General features: G+C 41.6%; 14 protein-coding genes. 11 read left to right on the top strand and 3 right to left on the bottom strand.

What is annotated here, in order from left to right; all coding sequences use genetic code 11:
* Window positions 1–27 precede the first annotated feature (27 nt).
* Window positions 28–1,362: a serine hydrolase domain-containing protein gene (locus tag WAA86_RS04095; RefSeq protein ID WP_337299710.1), complete on the bottom strand. Its 1,335-nt coding sequence runs from the start codon at window positions 1,360–1,362 to the stop codon at window positions 28–30.
* A 258-nt stretch (window positions 1,363–1,620) separates the two neighbouring features.
* On the opposite strand from WAA86_RS04095, the gene WAA86_RS04090 reads away from it, so the two are divergent.
* Genes WAA86_RS04090 through WAA86_RS04080 form a run of 3 tightly spaced genes read left to right on the top strand, consistent with a single transcriptional unit; the run spans window position 1,621 to window position 4,262 of the window.
* Window positions 1,621–2,088: a 3D domain-containing protein gene (locus WAA86_RS04090; RefSeq protein WP_337299709.1), complete on the top strand. Its 468-nt coding sequence runs from the start codon at window positions 1,621–1,623 to the stop codon at window positions 2,086–2,088.
* 37 nt (window positions 2,089–2,125) lie between these two features.
* Window positions 2,126–2,788, top strand: a complete 663-nt coding sequence (locus WAA86_RS04085; RefSeq protein ID WP_337299708.1) for a peptidoglycan recognition protein family protein — start codon at window positions 2,126–2,128, stop codon at window positions 2,786–2,788.
* Between the two features lies 1 nt (window position 2,789).
* Window positions 2,790–4,262, top strand: a complete 1,473-nt coding sequence (locus WAA86_RS04080; RefSeq protein WP_443217564.1) for a M14 family metallopeptidase — start codon at window positions 2,790–2,792, stop codon at window positions 4,260–4,262.
* Window position 4,263: 1 nt separating this feature from the next.
* On the opposite strand, the gene WAA86_RS04075 is transcribed toward WAA86_RS04080, so the two are convergent.
* Window positions 4,264–4,431 carry a hypothetical protein gene (locus WAA86_RS04075; protein ID WP_337299706.1) on the bottom strand — a complete coding sequence of 56 codons (168 nt, stop codon included), beginning with the start codon at window positions 4,429–4,431 and terminating at the stop codon, window positions 4,264–4,266.
* A 180-nt stretch (window positions 4,432–4,611) separates the two neighbouring features.
* Window positions 4,612–5,703, bottom strand: coding sequence for a vWA domain-containing protein (locus tag WAA86_RS04070; protein WP_337299705.1), 1,092 nt, complete (start codon window positions 5,701–5,703; stop codon window positions 4,612–4,614).
* Window positions 5,704–5,915: 212 nt separating this feature from the next.
* Between WAA86_RS04070 and WAA86_RS04065 the strand changes: the two genes are divergently transcribed.
* From WAA86_RS04065 to WAA86_RS04030, 8 genes are all read left to right on the top strand, one after another.
* Complete coding sequence (locus WAA86_RS04065) at window positions 5,916–6,377, top strand: (2Fe-2S)-binding protein (protein WP_337299704.1); 462 nt, start codon at window positions 5,916–5,918, stop codon at window positions 6,375–6,377.
* A gap of 81 nt (window positions 6,378–6,458) precedes the next feature.
* The gene (locus WAA86_RS04060; RefSeq protein WP_337299703.1) at window positions 6,459–8,627 is read left to right on the top strand and encodes a xanthine dehydrogenase family protein molybdopterin-binding subunit; all 2,169 of its coding nucleotides are present in this window, start codon (window positions 6,459–6,461) and stop codon (window positions 8,625–8,627) included.
* A 2-nt stretch (window positions 8,628–8,629) separates the two neighbouring features.
* Window positions 8,630–8,881 (top strand): MoaD/ThiS family protein, encoded by a 252-nt coding sequence (locus WAA86_RS04055; RefSeq protein ID WP_337299702.1) that lies wholly within the window; start codon window positions 8,630–8,632, stop codon window positions 8,879–8,881.
* A 48-nt stretch (window positions 8,882–8,929) separates the two neighbouring features.
* The gene (moaA, locus tag WAA86_RS04050; RefSeq protein ID WP_337299701.1) at window positions 8,930–9,913 is read left to right on the top strand and encodes a GTP 3',8-cyclase MoaA; all 984 of its coding nucleotides are present in this window, start codon (window positions 8,930–8,932) and stop codon (window positions 9,911–9,913) included.
* A gap of 62 nt (window positions 9,914–9,975) precedes the next feature.
* Window positions 9,976–10,563 carry an NTP transferase domain-containing protein gene (locus WAA86_RS04045; protein ID WP_337299700.1) on the top strand — a complete coding sequence of 196 codons (588 nt, stop codon included), beginning with the start codon at window positions 9,976–9,978 and terminating at the stop codon, window positions 10,561–10,563.
* A gap of 2 nt (window positions 10,564–10,565) precedes the next feature.
* Entirely contained in the window at window positions 10,566–11,636 is a 1,071-nt protein-coding gene (locus WAA86_RS04040) for a HesA/MoeB/ThiF family protein (RefSeq protein ID WP_337299699.1), read from the top strand.
* Window positions 11,627–12,406 carry a sulfite exporter TauE/SafE family protein gene (locus WAA86_RS04035; RefSeq protein WP_337299698.1) on the top strand — a complete coding sequence of 260 codons (780 nt, stop codon included), beginning with the start codon at window positions 11,627–11,629 and terminating at the stop codon, window positions 12,404–12,406. The genes WAA86_RS04040 and WAA86_RS04035 overlap by 10 nt, the downstream gene beginning before the upstream one ends.
* A gap of 2 nt (window positions 12,407–12,408) precedes the next feature.
* Complete coding sequence (locus WAA86_RS04030) at window positions 12,409–13,608, top strand: molybdopterin molybdotransferase MoeA (protein ID WP_337299697.1); 1,200 nt, start codon at window positions 12,409–12,411, stop codon at window positions 13,606–13,608.
* Window position 13,609: the final 1 nt, after the last annotated feature.

Genomic DNA, 13,609 nt, shown 5'->3' with positions numbered 1-13,609 from the left:
TCATTAGCTCCCTTGATGTACCGTGATTCATCTAATCGCCCCGATGATCTCCGACAAAAATTCATTGACATTAAAAATTGGATCCTCCGCCAACCCTGTACGGACCACCACCAGATTCTTGGAAGGGATTACAAAAACGTATTGCCCCTCATAACCGTTCGCCGAGAATAAATCCCGTGGCACGTCCGGATAGATACCCCCGGCATTCAACCAAAAATGGGCGCCATAGATACCCTCTGAACCGGAGGTGGGGGTAGTAATATATTGGACCCAATCTTCCGAGAATAGTTGTTGTCCGTTCCAATGACCTTTATTGAGATACAATATCCCAAATTTTGCCCAATCCCTTGTATTGGCCCAGGCATAGGAAGATCCCACAAAATTATTGGCCATATCGGTTTCTATAATCATGGAGTGCATTCCTATTTTATCTATCAATGACTGATAAGGGAAGTTCAAATAGGCCTGTTTATCCTCCAAATAGTTTTGTAGAAGTCCGGATAGTAGATTTGAAGTGCCAGAAGAATAGTTCCAGATTTCCTCAGGTTTCCCTATAGCCTTTTTTGATACTTGTGACTGCGTCATATCAGATTCCATGAAGAACATCTTGGTCACATCAGAAATTCTGGTATAATCCTCTTCCCATTCCAATCCACTCTGCATCCTCAACAAATGGTTTATGGCAATATTCTTTCTCCCATCCTTTTTCCAAGCAGCTATTGGCACACGATCATCAACGGCTAATTTTCCTTGGTACTCTAAAATCCCATATAGGGTTGCCAAAACACTTTTGGTCATGGACCAGCCCAGAATAGGGGTGTTTGGGCCAAAGCCTTCTGCGTATTGCTCCGCTATGATCTCATTTTTATAGGATACCAAAACAGATCTGGTTTTTTTGATGTCAGGTTCCAAAAAAGCATTATTTACCGCTTTGGCCAATTGTTGATAATCCACATTGGAAAAGATAGTATCCTTTTTACCGTGGTTACCATAGGGGAATGGAAGCTGGTTTTTTACCATTTCACGATTTGGACGCAATGGTATATTATTGTGGTCATAGGTATCATTGATCAGCACACTTCCCAATCCTTCTCTGTAAACTGCTTTCCTTTCCATAAAACCAAAAACAGCGGAAGATGCCGTTTTATGTCCACTATCCACTTCCGTTTTCGCCAACTTGATCAAAGGGACATTGTTGTCGTTTTCATTGACGGAGTTTGGACTCCTGTGGGCAATAAAAACACTTGAGGCCATATTTTTGGCAGCATATCCGGAAATTATATTGAGTTTGGGATAATTGAAAGATATTGCAACGACCAAAAGGACAATAACCACTAGGACGATTCTTTTAAAAATTTTCATAACAAAAAGGATTAATGATTTTTAAAAATAATACTCTACATGGGATTTGTTGTAACTTTAAATAATTTAAGTCAAATACATTTGTCAGTGTACAATAATGGACTGGATCATTTCACAGGGATTTTCTTGGTTTTTTAACCGTAGAAGACGTTTATATTAGTTTTATGAGCGGCAACAAAGCTTGGAATGGTAAAAGTCAGGTCATGAATGGAAAGTGATATTTAGTAACTTTAAATAATGAACGGATGATTTAATTGTATGAAGAAAACCACTTCCAAAATCTCTTTGGCTGTCATAGTCGCAGTCCTCCTTATAGCCACAATGCATGTGATTTCGTGTACCCCAAAAAAAATGGTGTACACAGAGGTCTTGGTATGGGATTCTGTTAGGGTTACCGCAACCGCATACAATTCCTTGCCCTCCCAAACCACAGCCAAACACTCCAATATTACAGCCTGGGGTGATACCTTGAAACCAGGTATGAAGTGTATTGCAGTATCTCGGGATTTGATTAACAAGGGACTCAAACACAACACCATGGTTCGTATAGATACCTCTTCCCAAATTTATTTGGTAAAGGATAAGATGCCTACACGTTGGCGCAATAGAATAGATATCTATATGGGGGTAGATAGACCCAAGGCCCTGGATTGGGGCAGAAGAAAGGTAATGATCTACTATGTGGTTAAAAAAGATAGCATTCTTGTTGTCGACAAAACTCCCTAAGTTGTACTTTTAGGGCAGATTAAAACATCTTTTAAATTTGAAACAAGCAATTCTTATCATAATCTTGCTAACCTTCGTTTCCTGCTCAGTATCCCGTGTTATTGTGGACAAACCTGTTATTTTCAATGAAGAGCGCATTTCCCTCACGAATGATTATATGGCTGACCGTTATGGCATGGAACCAGATTCTGCTCGGATCACTCCTAAAATGATCGTTTTACATTGGACCGCGATTCCTACTTTTCAAGGATCCTATGACGTGTTTTACAACGTAAAGCTTCCAAGTTGGAGAGATCAAATACAAACTGCCAGTAACCTAAATGTTTCCTCCCATTTCTTGGTGGATCGGGACGGGACCATTTATAGATTGATGCCTGAAACCTTAATGGCCAGACACGTCATTGGTCTGAACCATGTTGCCCTAGGGATTGAAAATGTGGGCGGACTTAAAGGAAAAAGGCTTACCAGGGCCCAACGGCGTTCCAATATTTGGTTGGTGGAGTATTTAAAAAGCAAATACGATATTGAGTATCTCATTGGACATTATGAATATACCAACTTTGTGGATCATCCCTATTGGTTGGAAAAGGACGATGCCTATAGAACTGAAAAAACGGATCCAGGCCGCCGCTTTTTAAGAAGAGTAAAAAAGGCTACCATAGATTTAAATTTTAAACCCACACCTCAAAAAACAAACTAGCATGAAAATGAAATTGATAATAATGTGCTGCCTATTTTTTATCGCCGCCGATTCTTCGGCCCAAGAAAATGATATTACAACGGCATTATATGATACTTACGAACAGTTTAAGGAGCCATCCCTGACCAAAAGAAGAATAAAACACAAGGAACTACAGCCCCTGATAAATCGATTAAAAGCGGATCCAAAATACACCGTAAAAGTGGTCGGAAAATCCATTGAGGGAAGAAATTTATCTTTGATCAGCATAGGTACGGGTCCGACCAGTGTTTTTTTATGGTCCCAAATGCATGGTGATGAACCAACGGCCACCCAGGCTATTTTTGATATTATCAATTTTTTAAATGGGGATACCTTTTCGGAAGAGAAGAATGCGATCCTGAGCAATATTACCTTGCACTTCCTGCCCATGTTGAATCCTGATGGAGCTGAAGCCTACACGAGAAGAAATAGATTGGGGATAGATATCAATAGGGATGCGCTCATGTTACAATCCCCTGAGGGAAGGACCCTCAAAAAAGTCCGGGACTCCTTGGATGCTGATTTTGGATTCAACCTCCATGACCAGAGTACATACTATAATGCGGAACGTACAGAAAAACCGGCCACCATTTCTTATCTGGCACCAGCCTATAACTATGAAAAGGATATCAATGATGTTAGGGGAAATGCCATGAAAGTGATTGTTTTTATGAACCGTATCATCCAGAAATACGCCCCTGGCCAAGTTGGCCGTTACAATGACGATTTTGAACCGAGGGCTTTTGGAGACAATATTCAAAAATGGGGTACCAGTGCTATCCTTATTGAGTCTGGTGGTTATCCCGGTGATCCAGAAAAACAGGAAATCCGAAAACTGAACTACGTTTCCATACTATCGGCTATTTATACGATCGCCAAAGAGAACTATAAGAATATCCCATTGGAGGATTACGAGAAAATCCCAGAAAACGACCGGATGTTGTTCGACCTAAAAATAAAAGGACTTACCTATAATTTATTGGGCCACAATTATACTCTGGATGTGGGAATACATCGCTCCGAAGTGGACAATGCCAGTCACTCATCATTTTATTACAGCAGTACAGTGGCCGATCAAGGGGACCTTTCTACATTTTATGGTTATGAAACCTTGGATGCCAGCGGCTACACCGTCAAGGGAGGGAAAGTGCACCCCGAAATATTTAAGTCGCTGGAATCACTAAAGGAAGCTGAAGTACTCAAGTTTTTGAAACAAGGCTACACCTATGTGCGATTGGAAAGTTTGCCAACAGGTAAGAAGGATACCCATCTGCCCATTCAAATAGTAGGCAAGGACTTTAAAGCTCCCTCCCTGAACCTGAGAGCAGGAATGAACCCTACATTTGTCTTGGAGAAGGACAATAAGATTGACTATGCCATCATCAATGGATTCCTTATCCGATTGAACGGGGACAAGAGCAATTTTAAAAATGCCCTGATTCTAAGGAAGTAGTTTAATAGCCGTATACTATGGTCATTTGGGGACCGTATTTCAGTAGTAGGACCAACATACAAAACAAGGTAATTACAATACTGGAAAACAATAGCAGTATGGCACTTTTATAACCTAAGGACCATGTCCCAATTGGGCTTTCCTGAATAATTTCGTTGATCACATCCATAATGAAATTGTTTTTGGTTCTTATAATTAAGTTTAGGATGTCGGTAGTTCTTTATAGTTGTTGTATAAGTAGAACAACTATAAATCCAAAAACCCTACCCATACTGCCGAATTGGGAGAATAAAAAAAGGGAACATCAAATTAAGATGTTCCCTTTTTGTATATGATGAAGTTGGTGTTTCTATTTACAACCTCCGGTAAAACCTTTGGCGTTGAATTTTGTTTGTACAGCGCCTTGTTTGTTACCTGATCTTACTTGTATGGCTAGATTATTTTCACCACTGCCGTCTCTTTTAGGCGTACAATATTCAAACAAATAGAAACTGTTGGCCCTTTCGGATACCCTTTCTGAAATGGCATTAAAGGTATTTTCCAACTCTGCTTTGTTTCCTGCAAATACACTAAAGGTCTTACCGATCTTTTTAAGGACCTCTGTATCAATTTCAGCACCCAATCCTATGGAATAGAAGGTAATGTTGGCATTGGCTTCCCTAACCTTCTTCAATGCTGCAGCCTCGGTATATCTGGAAGCTTGGTCTGTTCCATCCGTAAATACAACTACGGATGCTGCGCCAATATTATTGTTCTGTGTGCTCTTGTTCAATAGATCGGTGGCTATATCCGTAGCTTTGATGACAGCTCCATATAAATCCGTGGAAGGGTCATTACTGATATCGTCGGTAATACCGTCTATGGAATTCAATAATTCTGATTTGGAAGCCGTCAAAGGATTCAATAGGTGCAATTTGTTCTCCCCATCAAACCAATAAATAGCCATTTTTACAGATTCTATGGACGGATCTGGCATAACATTGTTCACAAAACTGGCGGAGGCCGATTTCAATTCGGTTAAACTGCTGCTCAAAACACTGTTACTCAAATCCAATACCAACAAAGTATTGTTCTTGAATATTTGGGTATTCGGTGAAATTCGGGCAAAGGATTCAGAGGTAGAAATCGTATTGAAACAAGCATCGTTCCTTCCTTGCTCATAGATGGTAAACTTATCCGCAGTTAATCCAGAGACCGGGGCACCATCCTTGTCAGAGACCTTAAAAAATATGGAGATTTTTCCTGGTAGGGTGGTGTATTGGTCCTGAATGGATAGGATAAGCTCGTTCTCCCCTAGATTTAAACAGTCATCCACCGGCTTCCCTTCTCCCAACTCACCATTTTGGTTTACGTTAAAATTTACGTCATCCTCTGCATTTCCGCAGGAAACAGCTAGGGCTAGGACACAAAAAAAGGCGATTATCTTTATTGATATTTTCATTTTCTAATTTATATAGGTTCACCAAGCAGAACGCACAAATATAATTTTAAGTATATGCGTTGTGAAAAAATTATGTTAATAAACAGGATTGGAATTTTTAGGCCAGAAAAATATTAAATTACCTTTAACAAAGTGTTAAAAACAAGTGTCTCCTTTATATTTTTTTTAACTTGATAATTAAAAGGAAACCAATTTAATTTAAAACCTATATTATGCCTTCCTATCAATTAAAAGTGAACGGGGAAACCCAAACCGTAGAAGTTGGCGAGGATACCCCCATCCTTTGGATATTAAGGGACCATATGGATTTGGTAGGTACCAAATTTGGATGTGGTATTGGGCAATGCGGAGCTTGTACCATTCATTTGGACGGCAATGCCGTTAGGAGCTGTTCCCTAACTGTTGCCCAAGTAGAGGGAAAATCCATAACCACCATAGAAGGATTGTCGGCCGATGCTTCCCATCCCGTACAAAAAGCATGGAAAGAGGTAGATGTTCCACAATGTGGGTACTGCCAAGCCGGACAAATTATGACAGCCTCGGCTTTTCTGGAAAAAAACGCCAATCCAACCTCAGAAGAAATTAAAAGCGCCATGCACGGAAACATATGCAGATGTGCCGCCTACACCCGTATCCATAAAGCAGTGGAGACCGCTGCCAACAATATGGGATAGAAGATCATCAAGGTCCTTGACCTGTTTTATTTACAAAACTCTTATTCCGGTTACAGCCAACCAGAGTTAAAATTCAAAAAAATGTCGACATCATCAAAATTAACCTTTAGTAGAAGAGGATTTATAAGAACGTCATCCTTGGCGAGCGGCGGACTCCTGATAGGTTTTAACCTGTTTACTGCCTGTTCTCCCAAAGCGAAGCCACCTGTAGATATATCCCAACTGGATTTCAACGACTTCAATGCCTTTATAAAAATCGCGGACAATGGTGCCGTAACCATTTTCTCGCCCAATCCTGAAATTGGACAAGGGGTGAAGACCTCAATGCCCATGTTGATTGCCGAGGAATTGGATGTTGCCTGGAACAATGTATATGTACAGCAAGGTATTTTGGACACCAAAAATTATACTAGACAAGTGGCCGGAGGAAGTCAGTCTATCCGATTTGGATGGGAACCATTGCGCCAAACTGGGGCAACAGCCCGGCAGATGTTGGTAAATGCGGCAGCAAAAAAATGGGGTGTTGATCCGTCCGAATGTACTACCCATGAAGGGGTTATAACCAATGCAGCAGGAAAGAAGCTTGGGTATGGAGACGTTGTCAAAGAAGCCGCCCAGATGGAGGTGCCGGAAAATGTGGTTTTAAAGAATCCAGAAGATTTTAAAATAATCAATACGGATGTCAAGAATGTTGATATCGATAAAATAATATCGGGCCAATCACTTTTTGGGATGGATTACAAAAAAGAAGGGATGGTTTATGCCGCTTCTTTAAGGCCCCCTGCTTTCGGACAAAAATTGGAATCTTTCGATGATGCGGAGACCAGAAATATGGCAGGGGTTTTGGATGTCATCAAATTTGGCAATAAAATAGCTGTGTTGGCAACCGACACCTGGTCAGCCATGAAAGGAAAGAATGCCCTAAAGGCGGTCTGGACCGAAGACACCAAATTGGAGAGTACGGCCGATCACGACAAAATATTGACGGATCTATTGAATGGCAACAAGGTGGAGACCCTAAGAAAGGACGGTGATATCAAAATGGCCTTTGCCGCAGCGGATAAAATTGTGGAGCGTACCTATCACTCCCCATTTCTTCCCCACAACTGCATGGAACCTATGAATTTCTTCGCCGATGTTACCGAAGAAAAGATACATTTGGTGGGTCCTATACAGACTCCGGAGCGTACCGCACAGAATGTTGCCGAATTATTGGATAGGGATGTAGATCAGATTCACTTGGAAATGACCCGCATGGGTGGCGGATTTGGACGCAGATTGTACGGGGATTTTGTCTTGGAAGCCGCTGAGATCTCACACTTGGCCAAGAAACCTGTGAAACTGGTATTTTCCAGAGAGGATGATATGATGGACGGGATTTATAGGCCGGCCATTAAATATAGAATCAAGGCCGCTATCAAAGACGGTCAAATTACAGCCTACCACCTTAAAGAAGCCGCCATCAATACCAACATGTATGGCCTGATCCCCAACTTTTTCCCTGCTGGTGCCATTGAAAACTATCAAGTTGATGTTGCCAATTACCAAAGTAATATTACAACAGGTGCCTGGAGGGCCCCTTACACCAATTTCCTGGCCTTTGCAGAGCAAAGTTTCTTTGATGAGCTTGCAGAAACCATGGAGGTGGATCGCGTACAAATGAGACTTGATCTACTGCAAAAAGTAAAAGGTACTACGGACGACCGTATCCAGTACTCCCCGGAGCGCATGGAGGAAGTCATAAAAGTTGCAGTTGAGAAATCGGGCTGGGGCAAAAAAGAAACCGGAATATACCAAGGATTTGCGGCCTATTATTGCCATAATACCCATGTGGCCGAAGTTGCAGATGTGCAAGTAGAGGATGGGGTTCCTGTGGTTAAAAAAGTGAGCTGTGTGGTCGACTGTGGAATTGTGGTAAATCCTTTGGGGGCATTGAACCAAATCGAAGGGGGAATTATAGATGGTATTGGACATGCCATGTATGGCGATTTCGGGTTTGAAGAAGGGAAGCCCATTGCCAATAACTTTGATAGATACCGGCTTATCAGAATGAGGGAAGTACCGGCCATTGAAACCCATTTCATTCAAAATGATTTGTCGCCTACGGGATTGGGTGAACCAGCTCTACCGCCTGCAGGGGCAGCCATTGCCAACGCATTTAAAGCAGCGACCGGCAATAGATTGACACAGCAGCCATTTGTAAAAAATCCGGACATGCTGAGAGTACCGGAAAAAGAAATAATAGGATAAGTATGACCATATTGTTATTTGGGATCACCAAAGATATCATTGGCAGTTCTTCCATCAAATTGGATTCCACTGAGGAAAAGGCATTGAACATCCAAACGGTAGGAGAGTTGAAGGATTATTTGGGAGGGAAATATCCAAAGCTAAATTCCCTATCCTCTTTGGCCATAGCAGTGAACAGCTCCTTTGCGGAAAACGAAACTGCTGTTACCGCCAACGATGAGATAGCTTTGATCCCTCCGGTTAGTGGTGGATAGCCTATCTTTGTAGTAACCCTGATGTTTAGAATGTATAAATGTAGTTAGATGTTGATTGACAACCATAATAGAAAAATAAACTACCTGCGATTGGCGGTCACGGACCGGTGTAATCTTCGCTGCAATTACTGCATGCCGGCAGAAGGCATCAATTTTGCAAAGAACGATAAACTTTTCACCATTGAGGAACTATTTACCCTTAGTAAGATCATGGTGAAACAAGGTATCGATAAAATAAGGATCACAGGTGGAGAGCCTTTTGTTCGCAAGGATCTGATGGTACTTTTACGACAAATGGCCGCATTGGAAGGATTGAAAGATATTTCCATTACCACAAACGCTACCTTGATAGGCCCATATATCAATGAGCTCAAGGAGTTGGGCATTACCAATATCAATGTCAGTATGGATGCCATCCATAAAGAAACCTTTGATACCATAACCCGGCGGAATGAATATGATACAGTTTACGGAAATTTGATTCGACTCATTTCCGAAGGCTTTAATGTAAGGATCAATTTTATTGTTCTTGATGGCCAGAACACCCAAGATATTCTACCCATCCTGGATGTAATGAAACATTATGATGTCGCGGTCCGATTTCTAGAGGAAATGCCCTTTAATGGTGGTACCAAATCTTTCAATACCATCAAGTGGGACTATAAGAACATTTACAAGCATATAGCCACGGCCTATCCCCATATTGAAGCGTTGGAATCGCCCAGGACATCAACCTCGATCAACTATAAGATTAGGGGACATAAGGGGACTTTTGGTCTCATCCCGTCCTTTAGCAGAACCTTTTGTGGCACCTGCAATAGACTGCGCATTTCCGCCACCGGAGACGTGATCACCTGCCTCTATGGGAAGCCCAGTATGAACCTACGGGAGGTGCTGCGAAAAGAAAATGCAGAAGAAAACATTAAACTGCACATTTTAAAAGCGATAGGCAGTAGGGCCAAAACAGGATTTGAGGCCCAAAAAAATAATTCCTCTGTCTTTGATAGTTCCATGACTTCAATAGGAGGATAATTGCACAACATTGAACAAAAGGGATTTTTTCCTTTAAGAAATAAACAAAAGACAAAACTTGTATGTCCAAGGAAATAATATATGGATTGGTTCTCTCCGGAGGGAAAAGCATGAGAATGGGTACCGACAAAGGTGCCATCGTTTATCACGAGCTTCCCCAAAGGGAACATCTGTACCATATGTTGGAGGAAGTTTGTGATAAAACCTTTCTCAGCATCCGGTCCGAACAGGTGAACGAGATGCCAAAGGGTATCCATTATATCTTGGACAACAACGAACACAGAGGCCCTTATAATGGAATTTTAAGTGCCCATAAGAAGTATCCCAATGTTGCTTGGTTGGTATTGGCGTGTGACCTGCCGTTGATGGATTTAAAGGGAGTCAAACAATTGATTGCCGAAAGAAACCCCAAAAAGGTTGCTACGGCCTTTGCAGGAAAAGAAAATAGATTGCCCGAGCCCTTATGCGCTATTTGGGAAATTGAAGGATTAAAACAATCCATAACACATCTGATAAACGGTACAAGTACATGTCCAAGGAAATTCCTCATCAATTCGGACGTGCATTTGGTATTTCCAGCAGAGGAACAGATTTTATTGAACGCGAATTCCAAAGAGGAATATGAAGAGGCTATATTAAAACTGACATAATTTTGGATCCCAATAGATACATAAGGCAAACCGCTCTAAAGGAGTTTGGGCCCAAGGCCCAAAAGAAACTTATGAAAGCGCGCGTACTGATTGTTGGTGCCGGTGGTTTGGGCGTGCCGGTGCTTCAATATTTGAACGCTATGGGAGTAGGTACCTTAGGGGTGGTAGAACAAGATGTTGTATCTATATCCAATCTGCACCGTCAGGTGTTATATACCGAAAGGGACATAGGAAAACCTAAACTGGAGATGGCCTTTAAAAAATTAAAGGCCCAAAACACCAACACAAGATTAAGGGGCTATGATACCTTTTTAATGGCTTCCAATGCGTTGGATATAATAAAGGATTACGACATTGTTATTGATGCCTCTGATAATTTTCCAACCCGATATCTGATAAACGACGCCTGTGTAATGCTGAACAAGCCGTTTGTTTATGGCGGGTTACAAGGTTTTGAAGGGCAGGTGAGCGTATTCAACTACCAAGGGGGGCCTACCTATAGATGCCTCTTTCCAAATATGCCAACGATAGATGAAATACCCAATTGCAATATCAACGGAGTCCTAGGAATTCTTCCGGGTATCATTGGCAATTTTCAGGCCTTGGAAACGATTAAGATGATAACGGGAATAGGAGAGGTGTTGAAAGGAAAATTGTTACTTTATAATGCCTTGGACCAAACCATCAAGAAAATGAGTTTTTCCCTTCAGGAGGAAAGTTTAAACATCATAGGACTAAAGAATACCTACGGTATCGTGTCCGCATCTCCATTTTCAGAAATTACGGTAGACCAATTAAAAGATCTCATTAACTCACAGGGCACGGTTCAAATTATAGATGTAAGGACCCAAGAAGAGTTTGAAGCCTATAAAATTCCGAATTCAATACATATTCCTTTACATGAATTAAAGGACCGCTATGATGATATCGATCTAAAGAAACCGATATATTTGATTTGTCAATCCGGTAAACGAAGTGCTCTTGCCCTGGAACAATTAAAGAATGAATTTTCTGAAATAGCCCTATACTCAGTACATGGGGGCATAAACACGTATGTTGCCGTATGCTCTTAAACCCCAATGAGCTCATAGTGCTCTGCTTAGGTTTTTTTACGATTGCCCTTTTATATTCTTCCGTTGGCTTTGGAGGCGGCTCAAGTTATTTGGCCATTCTGACCCTGGTTTTTACCAGCTTCTTTGATATCAGGACCACGGCACTACTTTGCAATCTCATTGTAGTCAGTGGTAGTTGCTGGCTATATTACCAAAGAGGGTATCTGGATTTTAAAAAATTTGTCCCTTTTGTGGTCACCAGTATTCCATTGGCATTTTTGGGAGCCTCTTTCCGATTGCAAGAAAATATATTCTTTATCATTTTAGGGGCCGCCTTGATCATATCGGCCTTGGCCCTGGTCATACAGACCATAAAACTTCCTACCCAAGAAGAGATCAAGCATAAATACCCTCCTTATCTCACCTATATCTTGGGAGGGGCCATAGGATTGCTATCTGGCTTGGTGGGCATTGGGGGTGGCATTTTTTTGGCCCCCATACTGAACCATATGCGCTGGGAAAAATCTATAAAAATTGCGGCTTTGGCCAGTTTTTTTATTTTAGTGAATTCCATTTCTGGAATTGCAGGGCTTATTTCCAATGGTACGTTCCAAATTCCGCTATGGGAAGGTATCGCCCTTTTGGCATCCGTTCTTATTGGAGGACAATTGGGGATTCGTATAAGCTTGAACAAACTAACGGGAAAGGGCATTAAATTAACCACCGCCACTTTGGTCTTTATGGTTGGGGTGCGGGTTTTGATCGTCAATGGACTACAAATTACTATGTAATAATGATCACATTTCAGGAAGCTTACAATAAAGTATTGGCCCATAAACAGGATTATGGTACGGAAGAAGTACCCTTGCAGCGGGCAATAGGCAGGGTATTGGCAGAAAATATAAAGGCAGATCGGGATTTTCCTCCTTTTGATAGGGTGACCAAAGATGGTATTGCCTTAAACTACCAAGCCATTGAACATGGTATCCATAAATTGAAGATAGAGGCCATAGTCGCTGCAGGATCTAACAAATCGGTTCTTGGCCATGAGCATCATTGTGTTGAAATCATGACGGGAGCCGTCATGCCAGAGAATGCGGATACGGTGGTTATGTATGAACACCTGACCATTGAAAATGGATATGCCATTTTACACAAGAGACCAGTCAAAGGTCAGGATATCCATCTACAGGGAAGTGATGAAAAAAAGGGCTCCGTGGTACTACAGCAGGATAGGTTGATCGAAGCAGGGGAAATAGGTGTATTGGCTGCCGTTGGGAAGGTCACTGTCCTGGTAAAAAAACTCCCGACGATAGCAATTATCAGTACCGGTAATGAACTGGTGGACGTCCATGTAAGTCCCTTACCGCACCAAATAAGAAAATCAAATATTCACTCTTTATTTGCGTCCCTCATTGAAGCACACATAACACCTACCCAATTGCACTTGGATGATGAAAGGGAGGTCATAAAAAAGGAAGTTGAAGCTGCATTACTGGAGCACGATGTACTGCTTTTGAGTGGTGGGGTCTCTAAAGGCAAATTTGATTATATCCCTGAGGTATTGGAAGAATTGGGAGTAGAAAAAATATTCCATAGGGTCTTGCAGCGTCCAGGCAAACCTTTCTGGTTCGGATTCCAAAAAAAGACCGGTACCATCATTTTTTCCTTCCCCGGGAACCCTGCCTCCACCTTTGCGAATTACCATGTCTATTTTAAAGATTGGTTAAATAGATCCTTATCCCTTCCGAATTCAAAATTTGATGTACTTTTAGATGAACCGATAACCGTTGGGGGTAATTTGTCTTTGTTTTTAAGGGTGAAGGTCATCATGGAACATGGACAGCTGATTGCACGACTGATCACAGAAAATGGATCTGGGGATTTGACCAGTTTGGCCCAATGCGATGGATTTATTAGATTGGATCCCAAGGATGTTCCCTATAAATTGGGAGAAATAGTACCCTTTACACCCACAAGAAGATTGCTCTAAA

This window comes from Sediminicola sp. 1XM1-17 (assembly GCF_037203765.1).
Taxonomy (GTDB): Bacteria; Bacteroidota; Bacteroidia; order Flavobacteriales; family Flavobacteriaceae; genus Sediminicola.
Note: the sequence above shows the minus strand (reverse complement) of the source record. Positions and strands in the feature narration are given on the sequence as shown.

Excerpts from the sequence above, each read along its gene's own strand:
- WAA86_RS04095 (WP_337299710.1), bottom strand. The coding sequence starts at position 1,362 with ATGAAAATTTTTAAAAGAATCGTCCTAGTGGTTATTGTCCTTTTGGTC.
- WAA86_RS04090 (WP_337299709.1), top strand. The coding sequence starts at position 1,621 with ATGAAGAAAACCACTTCCAAAATCTCTTTGGCTGTCATAGTCGCAGTC.
- WAA86_RS04080 (WP_443217564.1), top strand. The coding sequence starts at position 2,790 with ATGAAAATGAAATTGATAATAATGTGCTGCCTATTTTTTATCGCCGCC.
- WAA86_RS04075 (WP_337299706.1), bottom strand. The coding sequence starts at position 4,431 with ATGGATGTGATCAACGAAATTATTCAGGAAAGCCCAATTGGGACATGG.
- WAA86_RS04070 (WP_337299705.1), bottom strand. The coding sequence starts at position 5,703 with ATGAAAATATCAATAAAGATAATCGCCTTTTTTTGTGTCCTAGCCCTA.
- WAA86_RS04065 (WP_337299704.1), top strand. The coding sequence starts at position 5,916 with ATGCCTTCCTATCAATTAAAAGTGAACGGGGAAACCCAAACCGTAGAA.
- WAA86_RS04060 (WP_337299703.1), top strand. The coding sequence starts at position 6,459 with ATGTCGACATCATCAAAATTAACCTTTAGTAGAAGAGGATTTATAAGA.
- WAA86_RS04055 (WP_337299702.1), top strand. The coding sequence starts at position 8,630 with ATGACCATATTGTTATTTGGGATCACCAAAGATATCATTGGCAGTTCT.
- moaA (WP_337299701.1), top strand. The coding sequence starts at position 8,930 with ATGTTGATTGACAACCATAATAGAAAAATAAACTACCTGCGATTGGCG.
- WAA86_RS04045 (WP_337299700.1), top strand. The coding sequence starts at position 9,976 with ATGTCCAAGGAAATAATATATGGATTGGTTCTCTCCGGAGGGAAAAGC.
- WAA86_RS04035 (WP_337299698.1), top strand. The coding sequence starts at position 11,627 with ATGCTCTTAAACCCCAATGAGCTCATAGTGCTCTGCTTAGGTTTTTTT.
- WAA86_RS04030 (WP_337299697.1), top strand. The coding sequence starts at position 12,409 with ATGATCACATTTCAGGAAGCTTACAATAAAGTATTGGCCCATAAACAG.